This is a genomic window from Kitasatospora sp. NPDC038210 (assembly GCF_055600605.1).
This window is the reverse complement of sequence record NZ_JBVJYK010000005.1, coordinates 221,289-238,231: the sequence shown is the minus strand read 5'-3', so window position 1 is coordinate 238,231 and position 16,943 is coordinate 221,289. Positions and strand designations below refer to the sequence as shown.

Genomic DNA, 16,943 nt, shown 5'->3' with positions numbered 1-16,943 from the left:
GCTGGTCTGGTGGGCCGGCGAACGCGCGGGTCACAGGGAGGGGAAGCCCTGGAAATGGATGTGGCCCGGACCGCCTCACGGGGTCCGGACCATCACTCACACGTTCACGCGTCTACTCTAGCCCGCCGTCGAGCCGCCGCCGAGCCGTGTCGCGGCGGCCTTCCGGACGGCCTTCTGCTCCATCGGGTCGTCCCGCAGGCGGGCCAGGCGGTCCCGGACGTGGGGGCGGTCGGGGGCGTGCTCGACGCCGAGCAGCCGGGCTCGCGCTTCGCAGTCCCAGAGTGACTCGGTGTACGCCTCGGCCGTGCCCGCGGAGCCGAGCGCCGCCAGTGCCTCCAGGTACGACGGGCGCTCGTGCGAGTGCGGTGTCCACAGCCAGAAGCGGCGCAGGAGGGAGATCGCCCCGGCGGCCTGCGCACCGGCCCGCGCCAGCCCGCGCGCCGTGCGCACCGGGCCGCACCAGGTGCCGTCCACCCAGTCCCGCTCCAGCTCGGCGAGCAGCGCCGGGACGTCCGGCTCGCCTCCCGGCCCGTCCGGCGGCGCCACGACGAGGAGCTCGCCCTGCCCCGCCTCCTGCGCCTCCGGTGCCTCCTGTGTCTCCCGTGCCTCCTGTGCCTCCGGCGACAGGTGCGCCCGCAGCGCGTCCCGGGCTTCGGCCGAGCCGCCGCGGGCCAGCAGCGCCAGCACACCGGCCGCCCGGTCGCGGGTCCCCTCGTCCCCGGCCAGCATCCCGACGACGGGGGCGAGCGGCAGCTCCAGGTCCCGGAGCAGCCGGGCGAGGTACAGGTGGCGGTCGTCCAGCGCGGTGTCCCAGCGCCACTCCCAGCGGATGCAGCCGTACACCAGGTCGGCGGCGGCCGCCGGGTCCTCCGCCGCCATCGTGGCGCCCAGGCCGCGGCCGCGCTGCAGCAGCCCGGGGAGGGTGTTCGGCGGTGCGTACTCGTGTCTCCGCTGTGTCACGTGGTCCATCGTGCCGCAGCCCCCGATCGCCCGGACAACGCCCTCCGGCGGATCGCGGACCGGCACCGGCGGCCCCTCAGCCCAGGCGTTCGACCGGCTGGCGCACGACGGTCTTCAGCTTCTCGGGCGCCGTCCTGCGCGGGTCGCCGAGGTAGACCTCGTGGTGCAGGCCCGACGGCCGCAGGCCCTCGGCCGCGAGGAAGACCTCGTGCAGCTCCTCCATCACCGGGGTCTCGTCGTCGTACGAGCCGACGTGCAGCACCTGGGCGCTCAGGCCCTCGTGCAGCACCAGCCGCCGGATCTCCGCGATCGCCGGGAGCTTCTTCTTCGCCATCGCCGCCCGCTTCGCCTCCTCGATCGCCTCCTCGGTGATCCACTCCGGCAGGCCGATGAGCATCGTCCAGCTCCAGGAGTCCTTCTCCCGCGCGGTGAAGACCTCCGGCCGGTCCGACCACCACAGGCCTTCCAGCGGGCCCACGACGAAGTCGCCGCCCTCGGTGCCCTTGCTCGCGAACTTCAGGGTGTACGCCACCGCGTACAGCGCCTCGACCGCGGCCCGGTAGGCGGGCGCGGTGTTCGGGTTGCCGGTGCCGTCGATCCCGATGAACTGCTGCTCGGGTACGTCCACCAGGTTCCATGCGCGGTTCCTGGGAGCGTAGAACTCCTTCCGCTCCCGCTTCACGTCGTACGGTGCCACGGTGGTGCTCCTCCCCGGTCGACGGGCGTCGTCCAGCGACGCCCGGTAACTGGCCAACCACGCCTGCTCGGCGGCGAGTTGGCTCATGCTGTAGTCGAAGATGGCGTGCACGAACCCGGGGGCGCCCGCCCCGGACGCCGCGGCCGCGCCGCGCACCTCCTCGATCCGCCCGGCCAGCGCCCGCGAACGCCGGTCGAGCGCGTCGAGCAGCTCCTCGTGCCCGATGGCGGGCTGGTTGGCCAGCCCGACCAGGACGCGCGGGAACAGCGGGTGAGGCTCGGCGATCGCCTCCACGGCCGCCGCGGCGCAGGCCGTCCGCCCCTCCTCCGTCGCCGCGTACACCTTGCGCGCCTTGTCGCCCCCGGGCAGCGAGGCCCGGCTGATCAGGCCGCGCTGCCGGAGCTTGGTGAGCAGGTAGTAGATCGAGCTGAACCCGATCTCCGTCCACTCCCGCATGCCCCGCTCCGCGATCACCTTCTCCAGCTCGTACCCGTGCCTGGGCTGCTCCACCAGGAGGCCCAGCAAGGTCAGTTCGGCGGCGGTCAGCCCTGAGTCCATGCCGGCATCCTAGCGCTAGAATAGTAATCTGCGTCACGCCGCCCGCGGCCCCGCGCCGCGCCCTCCGCCGCGCGGGTCCGACCAGGGCGCCGACCCTCACCGCCACCCGGCGGCCCACCGCCGCGGCGGCGTGTCGAGTGGCGATTCGCCTCCCGCGACGAAATCGTAACCGGCAGCAAAACCCACCGGAAAGGGTCGAAATGCCTGAAGTCACCACCCCGTACGCGACCGGCACGCCCTGCTGGGTCGACCTGATGGCGAAGGACCAGCAGGCCGCGCTGGACTTCTACCGCGACCTCTTCGGCTGGCAGGGCCAGCCCGGCCCGGCCGAGTTCGGCGGCTACGCGGTCTGCGAGCTCGGCGGCAAGGCCGCGGCCGGCATCGGCCCGGCGATGTCCCCCGAGGGGATGCCGGAGCCGCCGACCGTGTGGAACAGCTACCTGTCCACCACCGACGCCCAGGCCACCCAGGACGCCATCGTCTCCGCCGGCGGCACCCTGCTCGTCCCCGTGGTGGACGTCGGCAACCTGGGCCGGATGCTGATCGCCGCCGACCCGCAGGGCGCGGTCTTCGGCGCCTGGCAGCCCGGCGAGTTCTTCGGCGCCCGGGTGGTCAACGAGGCCGGAGCACTGACCTGGAACGAGCTGCACACCAGCGACATCCCCGCCGCCACCGCCTTCTACGGCGAGGCGTTCGGCATCGAGATCGAGCCGCTGGCCGGCGCGGACTCCTACTGGGAGCTGCGGGTCGGCGGCCGCGCGGTCGGCGGCGCCACCCTCCTCGCCAACGACCCGCCCGGCACCCCGGCGCACTGGCTGACCTACTTCGCGGTCGACGACGTCGACTCCACCGTGGACGCCCTGGTCAAGCGCGGCGGCACCGTCCTCGCCCCGCCCTTCGACATGGTGGCCGGCCGGATGACCGTCGTCGCCGACCCCCAGGGCGCCCCCTTCGCCATGATCAAGCCCGGCCCGATGTAGCACCACCCCACCCCGGGCCGGGGACCGCCCGTCCGGACCACTCCGGGCGGGCGGCCTCCGGCCCGCACCCGTCCACGCCGACTTCCGCCCGCGTCAACACCCTTGAGGTGAACGAACCACTCCTGCTTGACTGACCGACCGTGACCGACGCCACCGCCGCCCCCGAAGCCCTCGGAGCCCTCCTCAGCCGCCACCGGGTCGCCAACGGCACCCGCTGGGTCAACGCCGCGTGGGCCCTGCCGATCGGCGTCCTCGCCTCCTGGCTGGGCCTGTGGGCCCTGCTCGGGAGCAGCGACGACGGCTCCTCCGGCGGCGGCCAGGGGCTCGGCGTGGCGCTCGGCCTCGGCGTGTGCGGGCTCGGCATCGGCCTCACCCAGGTCATACGGGCACTGCGCGGTGGCGGCGGCGAGTACTTCGACGTCCACGAGCACGGCCTGGTCCACGGCAATACCCGCGGTCTGAAGGGGAGTTGGCGGTGGCCCGAGGTCGTCGCCGTCACCGTCCCGACCCGCCGGGACTCGGTCGGCACCTTCGCCCACCGCTTCGGCAACGACTACCGCTGCGTCCTGACCCTGGTCGGCGGCAAGCGGGTCCGGATCGACGGCCTGGCCACCAGCGCCCCCGCCCTGGGCAACGCCGTGATCGACCACTGCCCGGACGCCCGGCTGCTCACCGGCGAGGAGTGGACCCGCAAGGCGGGCGGCTGGCTGCTCCTGGCGGCCGCGCTCTGCGTCGGCGCGATCATCGCGATGGTCACCTACGTCTCGGACCACCCGGACGGCGAGAAGGTCACCGTCGACGCCAACGGCAACACCGCCCACGACTTCGTCCAGGGCCTGGACGACGGCACGATCATGCTCCTCGGCCTCGGCATGGTCGCCTGCGGGATCGCCGCCGTCACCTGCCTCTCCCTCTTCGTCTACGGCCGCACCCGCCGCCCCCGCTGAGCCCCTGGACCCCTGGCTCCCCGAACCGGCTCCCCGGCCCGAAATCCCTTTGCCCCGCCGCCCTTTGCGGCGGACACTCGCCCCATGCTCGGATTCACACGGACCGACAACGAAGCCCTCGTCTCCTGCCTGGGCGACCCCCAGCGCACCGTCGCCGCCTACCACACGCTGCTCGGCCGCGGGGCCGACGCGCTGGACGCCGTCCGCACCGGCCTCTCCCACGCCGACCCGGCCGTACGGGAGGGCTGCTGCCGCCTCCTCGACCACCTGGTCGACCTGGACTCGATGGACCTGCTCATCGCCATGGCCGACGACCCGGACGCCCGCGTCCGGACCGCCGCCTTCCACGCCCTGGCCTGCGACCGTTGCAAGGACGACGCCTGTGCCCCCGGCGCGGACCGGGTGCTCGCCCCGGCGCTGCAGCACCTGGCCACCGACCCCGACCCGCACGTCCGCACGATGGCCGCCGAACTCGTCGGCAAGTTCGTCCACACCGATCCGCGCGCCCTCGCCGCGCTGCAGGCCTCGCACGACGGGGATCCGAACCCGACCGTCCGCAAGAAGGCCGGCTGGTTCACCCCCGGCGGCCCGATCCACGAGCGCACCCGCCCGCGCTGAGGCCCGGCGCCCGGAGTCCGGTGCCCGGCGCGCGATGCGCGATGCGCGATGCGCGATGCGCAGGAAGTCGGCCCGTCCGACCTCCTGCGCACCGGCACCGCCCTCCCGCCCGCGTACCCCTGAGGCCTACCGCCGAGCAGCCCGCAGCCACAGCGCGAGCCCGAGGCAGAGCAGGCACGCCCCGGCCAGCACCAGCGGGATCACCACCGCCCCGCCCGACCCGCCGAGCGCCCCCACCACCGCCGGTACGACGGCGTTGCCGAGCATGCAGCAGAGCGTCAGCACCGAGGTCGCCTGCTGCGGCACCGCGGCCACGCCGGAGACCCAGGCGATCAGGGTCGGCAGCACGGGCGCCAGCGCCAGCCCGGCCAGCGGGTAGGCCACCACCGCGAGGTGCGGCACGGCGGCCAGCGCGAGCGCGCCGAGTCCGGCGGCCAGGTAGGCCGGCAAGGTGGTCCGGCCCGGCAGCCGCCTGGTCAACTGCGGGACGACCAGCCGCCCGACGGCCATCCCGGCCCAGAATCCCGAGGCCGCGGTCGTCGCGGCCTGCGTGCTCCAGCCGTCGCGCACCAGCTGGGTCGACTGCCAGGTGCCGATACTGGTCTCCATGCCCGCGTACACCAGGCCGACCAGCAGGAACGGGAGCAACTCCAGCCCGATCCAGGCGCGCCGGCCCCCGCGGCCATCCGCGTCCCCGCCCGCGTTCCCGCCCGCCTCGCCGTCCGCACCGGTCGCGGCTCCGGGCGCCGCGAGCACCGCCCCCGCGCGTCCGACCAGGAAGCACGGCAGCGCGCACACCGCCGCCGCCAGCGCGAGCAGCCGGATGTCCGTGTGCCCGACGGCCCCCGCGGCCAGCGGGCCCAGCATCGCGCCGATCCCGAAGACCGCGTTCAGCCGGTTGACCATCACCACGCTGTTCCCGGCGAACCCGCGCGCGAACGCCGTGTTCAGGGTGAGCGCCAGCCCGCCGTAGCCGATGCCGGTGACCGCCGCGCAGCAGAGGTAGGCGGTCCAGCCCGGACTGGCCGCCATCCCCGCGGCGCCCGCCGCGAAGACCGAGAGCAGGACGGGCGGGGCCGCCCGGACGTTCAGCCGCCGCCCGAGCAGCCCGATGCACACCGTCGCCGCGAGCGCCCCGAGGTTGTACGCGGAGACCACCCGCCCGACCTCGTGCTCGGCGCCGAACCGCTCCCGCAGGAACGGGAGCGAGGCGCCGAGCGAGGCGGTGAGCACACCCAGGACGAGGAAGACGCAGAACGCCGAGACCGCCGCCGACCCGGCCATCACCGGCGTCGCGGCTGGCTCCTCCCCCGCCGCCGGTCCCCGCGCGGAGTCGACGAGGGCGGGGGTGGACTCGGCGCGGCGCAGCTCAGTCACCGTCGGGTCCGACCGCGAGCGCCACGGTGACCCGCCCGTCCGGGTCGGTCAGCGTGATCGCCCCGCCGGCGCCGCCCCGGTCCACCAGCAGCGCGGTGAAGTCCGGCACCGCGACCACCGCGCCGGCCTCGACCAGGGCCGGCCCGCCGATCCCGACGCACACCGACCCGGCGGCGACGGCCGAGCGCACCCCGCTGACCGAGTCCTCGAAGACCAGCGCGCACTGCGGCCGGATCCCGAGCCCCCGGCAGGCCGCCAGGTACGGGTCCGGGTGCGGCTTGCCCCGCTCGACGTCGTCCCGGGTGACCCGCACCCGGAAGACGTCGAGCAGGCCGAGCCCGCCCAGCGCGTTGTCGATCTTCCGGGTCCAGCTGCTGGTGGCCAGGCCGATCGGCACACCCGCGCGCCAGAGCCGGGTGGCGAGCCCGTGCGCACCGGCGACGGCCCGGTAGGGGGCCTCCTCCTCGACGGTGTCCACCTCGGCCCAGATGGCCTTCCGGTCGGCGTCCGAGTGGTCCGGGAAGATCAGCCGCACCGTCTGGTCGCCGGTCCGCCCGTGGACGTACTCCTCGACCTCCGGGTCGGCCAGCACCCGGCCGTGGCGCCGGGCCACCGTCCGCCACGCCTCCTCGATCACGGGCCTTGAGTCGATCAGGACCCCGTCCATGTCGAAGACGACGGCCTCGACCTCGTACCGCGTTCCGGCTTGCGGCTGCATCGGTCTCCTCACTCGGATCTCGCGCCATACGGTCTGACGACAGTTCAACTCCCATCGGCCGGACGGTCAACTGGACTAGACCTCACAGCGAGGATCCGCCCACCCGACCGAACCGGCCCCGGCCACCCGGACCCCGGAGCTCCGGACCCCGGGCTCCGGTCCGCCGGCCTAGCCCGCCTGCCGCGCCATGAAGCCGTCGGCGGAGTCCTTCCAGACCAGGTACACGTCGTCCACCAGCAGCAGGTCGATCACCTCGTCGGCCAGCGGGTCCAGCGCGTCGCGGTGCGACCCGACGATCGGCTCCTCGTGCTTGTTGAACGAGGTGTTCACCAGCGCCGCCTGGCCGCTGCGGTCGTACCAGGCCATCAGCAGGCCGTGCAGGAACGGGTCGTCCTGGGAACGGACGATCTGCGGCCGAGCGGTGTTGTCGACGTGCACCACCGCCGGGCAGGCCTTGGCGAACGGCTCGTGGCAGTCGTAGGTGATGGTCATGAACAGCGCGGCCGGCTGCTCCGGCTCCCAGCCCACGTAGCAGTCGGCGGCCAGGTCCTCGGCGGTGATCGGCGCGAAGGGCATGAACTCGGTCCGGTTCAGGCGCTTGTTGAGCCAGTCGTTCATGGTCACGTCGGCGGTGCCGTAGATGACGCTGCGCCGGCCGAGGGCGCGCGGGCCGAACTCCATCCGGCCGCGGTAGGTGCCGATGACCTGGTCCGCGTCCAGCGCGGCGAGCAGGACGTCCTGCATGGACTCGCCGAGCCGGCGGTAGCGCAGCTCGGGGTAGTCCCGCAGGATCTCGTCCAACCGGCCCTCGGAGATCGCCGCGTCCGGCCCGAGCGCCATCGAGGGCACCCGCGGGCGCTCGCCGGTCTCCCGGTGGGCCACGATCACGGCGGTCTGCAGCGGCAGCCCGCCGTCACCCATCGGCGGCAGCACGTAGACGTTCCGCACGCCTTCGGTCTCGAAGATCCGCTGGTTGAGCTTGACGTTGGCGAACACCCCGCCGGACAGGCAGACGTTCCCGCTCGGCGCCCGGCCGATGTGCCGCGCGACCACGGCGGTCAGCAGGTTCTCCACGTGCCGCTGGGCCGCCGCCGCGACGTCGGCCGGCTCGTGGGTGGCGATCTCGGCCAGCAACTCCTCGGAGTAGCCCTGGTAGGACGGCTGGTACCAGTCGCCACAACGGGCCCGGATGGCGCCGTTCTCCTCGACGTCGATCATGCGCCGCATCAGCGGGAGCAGCTTCTCCGGGTCCCCGTTGGCGGCGAGGCCGGTGATCTTGCCCTCGTGGCGGTTGGGCCGGAAGCCGAGCAGCTTGGTGATCCGGCCGTAGAAGTAGCCGAGGCTGTCGATCGAGGTCTCGCGCTGGAGCACCTCCTCGCCGCCGGGGAAGTAGTGCGTGACAGTCAGGGACTGGAAGTCCCCGCGGCCGTCGCAGGTGACCACGAGGGCGTCGTCGAAGGGGGAGCAGAGGAAGGCGCCCAGGCCGTGCGACTCGTGGTGGTCGACGTGAACCACCTTGCCGCGCAGTCCGTTCTCCTCGATGAAGGCATCGAACTCGCCGCGCTTCTCGCGGTCGTTCAGAATTTCGTCGGATATCCGCTTGCGGAGGTGCGGAAGCGCCTCCGGGCGAAGCCTGGCCTCCTCCGAAATTCGGTCCACGTAGAGCAACAGGTGCTTTTCGGCGCTGAATCCCGCCTGCCATCCGTAGGCCACCCGGTCGACATCGGAAAGGCTGACGCCGGCCTCCTTCAGGACGTAGTCGATCGACTGCTCCGGCCAGGTCTTGTGGTCCTTGACCCGGGAGAAGCGCTCCTCGCTGACGGCCGCGACGACCGTACCGTCCTGGACCAGGCAGGCGCCGGCCAGGTCGTTGTTGGTGATTCCGAGAACGAGCATGTGCCGCTCCGATGCTTGAGTCGCGGGAAATGGCCCGACGGCATTTCCACGGATTTGCGAGCTGGTGAGGCTGGAGTGCACCGCGACTCTATGGAGAGGTTTCCCGGGAGATCAACGACGCCGTGGGGAATCCGGTCAACCTGACCGGCCGTCGGACGGTGACGCCGGGACGGCCGTCCGGTTAACAACAGTTCGTAGCGTGATCATCCCTGCTGGCCGGATGGCACATGCCCGACAAGAGGTCTGGACCACAACCCCCTTGATCACTGTGGGTAGCTGTCCGGAAACAGACTTTCCGGTCCGCGGGCGGCGCGCGACCGGCACTTCCGCCGCCTCCCGGCCGTCCCGCCACCGCCCCACCACACCGGCACCACGGACAACATGACGCACCATCGGCAACGCACCATCGGCAACGCCCCGGCCCTGCGACGTCCGCCCCGGAAGCACCGAGGGCCGGACCGAGGCCCTCCGCCCCGATCCGGCCCTCCCCGAGCCGCGTCCGGCGCCCCGCGGGGAGTCGCGCCCCGCGCCCCGCGCCCCGCGCCTACCGCCCCTTCCGCGCGAGGAACAGATCACTCACGTGCAGCATCCCGATCCCCCCGCCCCGCGCCTCCAGCACCCGGGCCGTCTCCGCCAGCACCGCCTCCCGCCGCTCGTCCGGCAGCACCCGGTAGCCGGAGATCGACGCCAGGAAGTCCAGGTAGCGCTCGGTCCCGTACCGGACCTCCTGCCGGTACCGGACGCCCCGCAGGTCGGTGAACCGGCCGTCCGCCCGGCACTCGGCGTCCGGCCAGAACGGTTCCCCGTTGCCCGGCACGTCGCCGTAGACGGAGGCCGGCCGGCTGTGCGGCGAGCCGCTGACGCCGTAGCGCCGGTCGATCCCGCCGAGCTCCTCGTACAGCCCCTCGTCCGTCACCCCGTGCGGGTTCCAGAACAGTGCGACGGCGCCGCCCGGTTCGAGCGCCCCGTGCACCAGGTCCCAGCGCCGCGCCGGGTCCAGCCAGTGCCAGGAGGTGGCGGCGTACAGCAGTCCGAAGGTCCGCCCGCCCGCGGCCCACTCCTCGAAGCCGCCGGCCTCGACCCGCACCCGCGGGTAGCCCGAGGTGTTGCGCCGCAGCACCTCCGCCATCCGCCGGTCCGGCTCGACGCAGACCAGCGGCACCCCGCGCTCGGCGAAGAGCACGGAGGCCTTGCCCGTCCCCGCGCCGACCTCCACCGCCGCGCGCTCCCCCGCCCCCGCGGGCGCCGTCCCCTCGGGCCCCGGCCCCGCGTACGCCATCCCCGCGTACGCCAGCACCTCGGTCACCAACCCGTCGGCGTACCCCGGCCGGGCGGCGTCGTACAGCTCCGCCGCCTCGCCGAACACCCGACCGCGCGACCTGTCGACACGCTCTGCTGACCCCACACGAACCCCCTGCGCTCGGACCGGAACGGCCGTCACCGTACCCGCGGCACCCGCGGCCCGGCCACGGTCCGCGCCCCCGGTCCGCTCGACCCGTCCGCTCACCCGGGCCGCCGCCCCGGCCGTCAGTCCTCCTGGCCGTCCAGCTCCGCGAGGAAGTCCAGCGACGCCGCCCAGGCCCGCTCCGCCGCCTGCGCGTCGTGGTCCGGCAGCTCCGGGTCGGTGAACAGGTGCCCGGCGCCCCGGTAGCGGTGCACCTCCACCTCCGCGCCGGCCCGCCGCATCCGCAGGTACCAGGCGTTCAGCCAGTCCTCCGGCTCGAACGGGTCGGGCTCCGCGATGTGCAGCTGCACCGGGATCTCGGTGGCGGCGTCCTCCCGCAGGTCCGAGGTGCCGTGCAGGAGCAGCAGCCCGCGCGCCTTCTCGTCGGCCAGCGCCAGGTTCTGCGCGATCGCGCCGCCGAGCGAGAAGCCGGCGTACACCAGCCCGGTCTCGGAGTGCGGTGCGGCGGCCGTCACCGCCCGGCGCAGCATCTCCTCGCTGCCCCCGGCCTCCTCCTGGTACGCCTGCCCGTCCTCGATCGAGTCGAAGGTCCGCCCCTCGAACAGGTCCGGCGTGTGCACGGTGTGCCCGGCGGCGCGCAGCCGGTCGGCGGCGGCGTGCACGGCGGGGCGCAGCCCGTAGGCGGAGTGGAAGAGGACGATCTGGGCCACGGTTCCGGGTCCTTCGGCAGGTGAGTCGGCTACCCACCCATGATCCCCCATGCCCGACCCGCCGTTACGACACCACGTCCTTGCGGGCGAAGCCCCGGAACGCCAGTGCCAGCAGCACCGCCGCGTACGAGAGCGACAGCGAGACGCCCTGCAGCATCCCGCCCCACTCCAGCTGGGGCTGCAGCGCGTCCGCCCACGCGTACTGCCAGTGGGCGGGCAGCCACTCCCGCAGGTCCCCGAGCGCGGTGACGGCGTCCAGCACCCCGGTGATGATCGACACGAACACCGCGCCGCCCACCGCGCCCAGGGGTGCGTCGGTCGCCGTGGACAGCCAGAACGCCAGCGCCGCGATCACGATCTCGCTCAGGAAGACGAAGGCCACCGCGATCGCGATCCGGGGCAGCGCCTCTCCGGCGGGCAGGCTGGCCCCGGCGGGCAGCTTGAGGTCGCCCCACCCGTAGGCGGCCGTCCCGACGACCAGCCCGATCACGGGCAGCATGACGATCGCGACCGCCGAGAACGCCAGCCCGACGGCGAACTTGCGCACCAGCAGCCGGGCCCGGGGCACCGGCGCGGCCAGCAGGTACCGCAGTGAGGACCAGCTGGCCTCCGAGGCGACGGTGTCCCCGCAGAACAGTGCGACCGGGATCACCAGCATGAAGCCGGTGCCCACGAACAGCATGGTGACGGCGAAGTTGGCCCCCGACGCGGTGGCCAGCTCGATGAAGGTGGTCCGGTCCGGTCGGCCGGGGCTGCCGCCGATCTGGAACGCGGCCAGGATGACGAACGGCAGGACGGCCAGCACCGCGCCGATCACCAGGGTGCGGCGGCGCCGCAGCTGCCGCATCGCCTCCACCCGCAGCGGCAGCGTCCGGCCGGCCCGGTAGCCGTCCGCGTGGTCCTTCGAGACCGCGGAAGTCCCAGAGACCGCACTCATCCCGCACCACCTCCGATCAACGACAGGAACGCGTCCTCCAACCGCCGCTGCGGTCCGGCGCTCTCCACCGGCACCCCCAGCCGCACCAGCTCCGCGAGCAGTTCGCTCGCCGCCAGCCCGTCCAGCCGCACCAGCAGTCCGCCCTCGACGGCCTCCGCCGAGCCGACCCCGGCCAGCGCGGCGACCTTCTCGGCGGCCGACTCCGGGTCGTACGAACCGGCGACGCCGATCATCAGCAGCTCCGACGACCCGACGATCTCACCGACCGCGCCGGTCGTGACGAGCCGCCCGCGGTCCATCACGACCAGGTCCGTACAGCTCTGCTCGACCTCGGACAGCAGGTGACTCGAAACGATCACCGTCCGCCCGCCCGCCGCGTAGCGGATCATCACCTCGCGCATCTCGCGGATCTGCGGCGGGTCCAGCCCGTTGGTCGGCTCGTCGAGGATCAGCAGGTCCGGCATCCCGAGCATCGCCTGCGCGATCGCCAGCCGCTGCCGCATGCCCTGCGAGTACGTCCGGACCGCCCGGTCCAGCGCCTCGCCGAGCCCCGCGATGGCCAGCGCCTCGTCGAAGCGGGCGTCGGCCTCCGGCCGCCCGGTCGCCTGCCAGTACAGCCGCAGGTTGGCCCGCCCGGTGAGGTGCGGCAGGAAGCCCGCGCCCTCCACGAACGCCCCGACCCTCGACAGCACCGGCGCACCGGGCCGCACCAGGTGCCCGAAGATCCGGATCTCCCCGGCGTCCGGCCGGATCAGACCCATCAGCATCCGCAGCGTGGTGGTCTTGCCCGCGCCGTTCGGTCCGAGCAGCCCGAGCACCTGCCCCTGCTCCACCCGGAAGCCCAGCTCCCGTACGGCGTAGCGGTCCTGGGAGCCCTTGTAGCGCTTGCTCAGCCCGCTGATCAGCAGCGGCACGGCGGCCAGCTCCGGATCGAACTCCGGCCCGCCGGCCGCCCGCCGACGCCGCAGCCGCGGCGCCAGCACCAGTCCCGCGGCCACCACCACGGCGGCCACCGGCAGCAGCCAGGTCCGCGCGGGCAGCGGCGCCGCCTCGGTGACCAGTTCCTCGACGGTCGGCGCGGTGACCGCCCCGGCCGGCGCGACCCGGTAGGTGGCGGGCTCGACGGGCGAGGCGTACGCGAGGTCGGTGCTCGCCAGCACCAGCCGCAGCCGGTGTCCGGCGGGGAAGGTGTGGTCCACCGTCGGCAGCGCCACGGTGACCGTCCGCCCCGCGTCCGCGCCGGTGACCCGCAGCGGCGCGGCCAGCTGCTGCGGCAGCACCGCCTTGCCGTCCGGCCCGACGTCGTACAGCTTCGCGAAGAGCACCGCGTCCGGCCGGTCCGCCGTCACCCGTACCGGCACGGTCGGCTGCCCGGTCAGGTGCAGCGGCGAGTCCAGCGGCGCCGAGTCGAAGGCGGCGCTCTGCCCGGGGAAGTCCAGCGCCAGTCCGGCGCCCAGCGACGCCGCCTGGCTGAGCGCGCCGATGCCCGGCAGCGTCGAGATCCCCGGCGGCGCCCCGCCGGGCGGGTTGGCCACGGTCTTCTCCCCGCCGGCCAGCTCGACGGAGCGCGAGCCGGTCCCGCCGAGTCCCGGGTACCGGTCGGCGGTGGCCCCGCGCAGCACGGCCTGGAAGCCGGTCGAGTCGACCCCGCCGGTCCGGGTCACCCGGAAGTCCGGCCCGGTGTCGTTCCCCTGTCCCCGGAGGTAGTGGTCGAACCAGGCCGTCACCCGGTCGTCGACCCGCGCGCTGGTGTCCGTCCCGCCGTCGTGCCCGCCGGCGAACCAGTCCACCGCCACGGGCGCGCCGTTGCCGGCGATCGCCTTCGCGATCCGGTCGCCCTGGTCGAGCGGGAACAGCGAGTCCTGCTGGCCCTGCACCACCAGCGTGGGCGCCTTGAGCCGGTCCGCCACCGAGGACGGGCTGGAGCGGTCCAGCAGCGCGACGGCCTCCGGATCGGCGTGCCCGGCGGTCGCGACCCGGTCGTACATCCGGCAGAGCGACTCCAGGAACCGCCCGCAGCCGACGTCCCCGTCCGCCACCGGCTTCGGATCGCCGCTCTCGCGCGGCGCACCGCCGGACGGCCCGAGACCGCCCGCCGACCCGGGGGCCGCCGAGCCGGTGGTGAAGAAGATCCCGGCCCACAGCTTCTTGAACACGCCGTCCGCCGCGCCCGAGCCCTGCACACCCTGCGGGAACAGCGCGTCCGCCAGGTTCCACCAGGTGATCTGGGTGGCCACCGCGTCGATCCGGGGGTCGTACGCGGAGGCCAGCAGCGAGATCGCCCCGCCGTACGAGGCTCCGGTGATGCCGACCTTCGGGTCGCCCGCGCCGTCGAGCTGCACCTCGGGCCGCTGGGCCAGCCAGTCCACCAGGTGCCGGACGTCCTCGACCTCGCGGTCGGGCGCGTTGAGGCCGATCTTGCCGCCCGAGCGTCCGAACCCGCGCGCCGACCAGGTCAGTACCGCGTACCCCTGCCGGGCGAGTTGCCGGGCGCGATCGCGCTCGCCCTCCTTGGAGCCGCCGAAGCCGTGCGCGAGCAGCACCGCCGGGCGCGGACCGCTGCCGGCGGTGAAGAACGAGGTGTCCAGCTGGACCTGCTGCGCGCTGCCGGGCGTCTCCGGCATGCTGAGGAAACGGTCCTCCTCACGGACCGTCTGCTCACCGCCGGACGCCACCGTCGCCGTACCGACCGCAGCCACCGCCACCAGGGCCACCGCACCGGCCAGCACCCTGCGCCTGACGGTCGTGCCCCGGCCGCGCCAGCGACGCCATGCCCCACCGAACTCCATGGGCGCTGATCGTATCCGCCGCCCGGGTAGGCGCCGAATAAGGGCGGGCAGCGCTCGCCCCGCCAGGAGACGAACACCCCGCGAACGCGGCCCCCGGACCGCCGCCCCGCCCCGAACCGCCGGCCCCCGAACGCAAGGATCCCCGCGCCCCGAAGAGGGCGCGGGGACCCGCACACAGCGGACAGGGCCTGCCGGGCCGGGCCCCGAAGGTCCGGCGCCGCCGCCCCGAGTGCCTACAGCTGCCGCGTCATCGTCCGGTGCGGGATCCCGGCGTCGTCGTACACCGGGCCCTCCGCCTCGTATCCCAGCCGCTCGTAGAACCCGAGCGCCTGCACCTGCGCGTGCAGCTCCACCTCCGAGGCCCCACGCTCCGCGCCCGCGGCCTCGATCGCCCGCACGAGCTCCGCGCCCAGCCCGGTCCCCCGGGCCACGGGCAGTACGGCGAGCCGTCCGAGCAGCACCCGCCCGTCGACGCCGCCGGTCAGCTCGCGCGCCTGCTCGCCGAAGATCAGCCGCCCGGTCCCCAGCCCGGCCCCGTCCGGCCCGACCGCGAGCAGGTGCACCGAGGTGCCGTCGTACCGGTCGTACTCCAGCTCCTCCGGCACGTTCTGCTCGACGATGAACACCTCCCGCCGGACCTCCCGCACCAGCGCCAAGTCCGCCTCGCCCTCGGCCACCCGAATGGCGACGCCCGCCTCGGCGCCCATGTCAGCTCTCCGCCGCGATGACGTCCAGGGCGTTCTGCAGGTCCGCCGGGTACTCGCTGGAGAACTCGACCCACTGCCCGTCCGCCGGGTGCTCGAAGCCGAGCGACACCGCGTGCAGCCACTGCCGGCCCAGCCCGAGCCGCTTGGCCAGCGTCGGGTCGGCGCCGTACGTCAGGTCGCCCACGCAGGGGTGGCGCAGCGCGGACATGTGGACGCGGATCTGGTGGGTGCGCCCGGTCTCCAGCTTGATCGCGAGCAGCGACGCGGCCCGGTACGCCTCGATCAGGTCGTAGTGCGTGACGGACGGCTTGCCTTCCCGGGTCACCGCCCACTTCCAGTCCGAGCTGGGGTGCCGCCCGATCGGCGCGTCCACGGTCCCGCTCATCGGGTCCGGGTGCCCCTGGACCAGCGTGTGGTACCGCTTGTCGGTGATCCGGTCGTGGAACTGCCGCTTGAGGTCGGTGTACGCGCGCTCGGACTTGGCGACGACCATCAGGCCCGAGGTGCCGACGTCCAGCCGGTGCACGATGCCCTGCCGCTCGGCCGCCCCCGAGGTGGAGATCCGGTACCCGGCCGCGGCGAGCCCGCCGATCACGGTGGGGCCGGTCCAGCCGGGGCTGGGGTGCGCGGCGACGCCGACCGGCTTGTCGACCAGCACGATGTCCTCGTCGTCGTGGACGATCCGCATGCCCTCGACGTGCTCGGCGACGATCTGCACCGGGGCGGCGGGGGCGGGGATCTCGACCTCCAGCCAGGAACCGGCGGTCACCCGGTCCGACTTGCCGGCCGTGGCGCCGTCGAGCGTCACCTTGCCGTCGGCGGCCAGTTCGGCGGCCTTGGTCCGGGAGAAGCCGAACATCCGGGACAGGGCGGCGTCGAGACGCTCGCCCTCCAGGCCGTCGGGAACGGGGAGGCTTCGGATCTGCGCTGCGGTACTCACCCGTACGAGTATGCCGGAAACACGGCCCGCCCCCGCGCGCCGTGCTCCCCGCCCGCCGGGGCTACTCGCCCTTGCCGCCCTGCTGGTGGACGGTCCCGTCCGGGTTGCTGCCCCGGAAGGAGAGCAGCACGACCAGGATCCCGCCGCAGACGATCGCCGAGTCCGCGAGGTTGAAGACGGCGAAGTGCTGGACGGAGATGAAGTCCACGACGTGCCCGCGGAAGACGCCCGGCGAGCGGAACAGCCGGTCGGTGAGGTTGCCGAGCGCCCCGCCGAGCAGCAGCCCGAGCGCGATCGCCCACGGCAGGCTGTACAGCCGTCGGGCGATCCGCCAGATCACCACGATGACGGCGGAGGCGATCATCGTGAAGACGACGGTCAGCGCCTGCCCCATCCCGAAGGCCGCGCCGGAGTTGCGGATCACCTGGAAGGTGACGACGTCCCCGATCACCTTGATCGCCGAGTGGTTCTCCAGTCGGGCGACGACCAGCAGCTTGCTGCCGAGGTCGATCAGGAAGGCGAGCACCGCGACGACCAGCAGCACACCGATCCGCCGCGGCCCCTTGGGCTCCTCCGCCGCCGCCGGTTCGTCCACGGACGCCGCCTCGGTCGGCTCGGCCACGGGCACCTCCACGGCATCGGCGGGGGACGGGACGGCTTCGTCCCGGGTCTGGGGAGAACCTTGCGTACTGATGATCCGCTCC

General features: G+C 73.9%; 15 protein-coding genes. 3 read left to right on the top strand and 12 right to left on the bottom strand.

Features of this window, described 5'->3' with window-relative positions; all coding sequences use genetic code 11:
• Nucleotides 1-117: 117 nt before the first annotated feature.
• A complete protein-coding gene (locus ACZ7KX_RS12715; RefSeq protein WP_470326450.1) occupies nt 118-960 on the bottom strand; it encodes a hypothetical protein in 843 nt (280 codons plus the stop codon).
• A 76-nt stretch (nt 961-1,036) separates the two neighbouring features.
• Nucleotides 1,037-2,215 (bottom strand): GyrI-like domain-containing protein, encoded by a 1,179-nt coding sequence (locus ACZ7KX_RS12710; RefSeq protein ID WP_470326449.1) that lies wholly within the window; start codon nt 2,213-2,215, stop codon nt 1,037-1,039.
• Between the two features lie 200 nt (nt 2,216-2,415).
• Here ACZ7KX_RS12710 and ACZ7KX_RS12705 point away from each other — a divergent pair, with 200 nt between their 5' ends.
• The 3 genes from ACZ7KX_RS12705 (at nt 2,416) to ACZ7KX_RS12695 (ending at nt 4,760) form a co-directional block, all read left to right on the top strand.
• Complete coding sequence (locus ACZ7KX_RS12705) at nt 2,416-3,195, top strand: VOC family protein (RefSeq protein ID WP_470326448.1); 780 nt, start codon at nt 2,416-2,418, stop codon at nt 3,193-3,195.
• Between the two features lie 140 nt (nt 3,196-3,335).
• On the top strand, nt 3,336-4,142 hold the full coding sequence (locus ACZ7KX_RS12700) for a hypothetical protein (RefSeq protein ID WP_470326447.1): 807 nt from the start codon (nt 3,336-3,338) through the stop codon (nt 4,140-4,142).
• Nucleotides 4,143-4,226: 84 nt separating this feature from the next.
• Nucleotides 4,227-4,760 carry a HEAT repeat domain-containing protein gene (locus ACZ7KX_RS12695; RefSeq protein WP_470326446.1) on the top strand — a complete coding sequence of 178 codons (534 nt, stop codon included), beginning with the start codon at nt 4,227-4,229 and terminating at the stop codon, nt 4,758-4,760.
• 126 nt (nt 4,761-4,886) lie between these two features.
• On the opposite strand, the gene ACZ7KX_RS12690 is transcribed toward ACZ7KX_RS12695, so the two are convergent.
• From ACZ7KX_RS12690 to lspA, 10 genes are all read right to left on the bottom strand, one after another.
• Entirely contained in the window at nt 4,887-6,137 is a 1,251-nt protein-coding gene (locus ACZ7KX_RS12690; RefSeq protein ID WP_470326445.1) for an MFS transporter, read from the bottom strand.
• Nucleotides 6,130-6,855 carry an HAD family hydrolase gene (locus ACZ7KX_RS12685; RefSeq protein WP_470326444.1) on the bottom strand — a complete coding sequence of 242 codons (726 nt, stop codon included), beginning with the start codon at nt 6,853-6,855 and terminating at the stop codon, nt 6,130-6,132. Before ACZ7KX_RS12685 ends, ACZ7KX_RS12690 begins: the two co-directional genes overlap by 8 nt.
• 168 nt (nt 6,856-7,023) lie before the next feature.
• A complete protein-coding gene (locus ACZ7KX_RS12680) occupies nt 7,024-8,751 on the bottom strand; it encodes a carbamoyltransferase family protein (RefSeq protein ID WP_350522481.1) in 1,728 nt (575 codons plus the stop codon).
• 544 nt (nt 8,752-9,295) lie between these two features.
• Nucleotides 9,296-10,117 carry a class I SAM-dependent methyltransferase gene (locus ACZ7KX_RS12675; RefSeq protein ID WP_470326443.1) on the bottom strand — a complete coding sequence of 274 codons (822 nt, stop codon included), beginning with the start codon at nt 10,115-10,117 and terminating at the stop codon, nt 9,296-9,298.
• A gap of 161 nt (nt 10,118-10,278) precedes the next feature.
• Nucleotides 10,279-10,917, bottom strand: coding sequence for a dienelactone hydrolase family protein (locus ACZ7KX_RS12670; RefSeq protein WP_470326442.1), 639 nt, complete (start codon nt 10,915-10,917; stop codon nt 10,279-10,281).
• A 13-nt stretch (nt 10,918-10,930) separates the two neighbouring features.
• Nucleotides 10,931-11,803 carry an ABC transporter permease gene (locus ACZ7KX_RS12665; protein WP_470326441.1) on the bottom strand — a complete coding sequence of 291 codons (873 nt, stop codon included), beginning with the start codon at nt 11,801-11,803 and terminating at the stop codon, nt 10,931-10,933.
• On the bottom strand, nt 11,800-14,592 hold the full coding sequence (locus ACZ7KX_RS12660) for an alpha/beta fold hydrolase (RefSeq protein ID WP_470326440.1): 2,793 nt from the start codon (nt 14,590-14,592) through the stop codon (nt 11,800-11,802). Before ACZ7KX_RS12660 ends, ACZ7KX_RS12665 begins: the two co-directional genes overlap by 4 nt.
• A 233-nt stretch (nt 14,593-14,825) precedes the next feature.
• Nucleotides 14,826-15,299, bottom strand: coding sequence for a GNAT family N-acetyltransferase (locus ACZ7KX_RS12655; RefSeq protein ID WP_470326439.1), 474 nt, complete (start codon nt 15,297-15,299; stop codon nt 14,826-14,828).
• Nucleotide 15,300: 1 nt separating this feature from the next.
• Nucleotides 15,301-16,239 carry an RluA family pseudouridine synthase gene (locus tag ACZ7KX_RS12650; RefSeq protein WP_470326438.1) on the bottom strand — a complete coding sequence of 313 codons (939 nt, stop codon included), beginning with the start codon at nt 16,237-16,239 and terminating at the stop codon, nt 15,301-15,303.
• Between the two features lie 61 nt (nt 16,240-16,300).
• Nucleotides 16,301-16,936 (bottom strand): signal peptidase II, encoded by a 636-nt coding sequence (gene lspA / locus ACZ7KX_RS12645; RefSeq protein WP_470326681.1) that lies wholly within the window; start codon nt 16,934-16,936, stop codon nt 16,301-16,303.
• Nucleotides 16,937-16,943 lie beyond the last annotated feature (7 nt).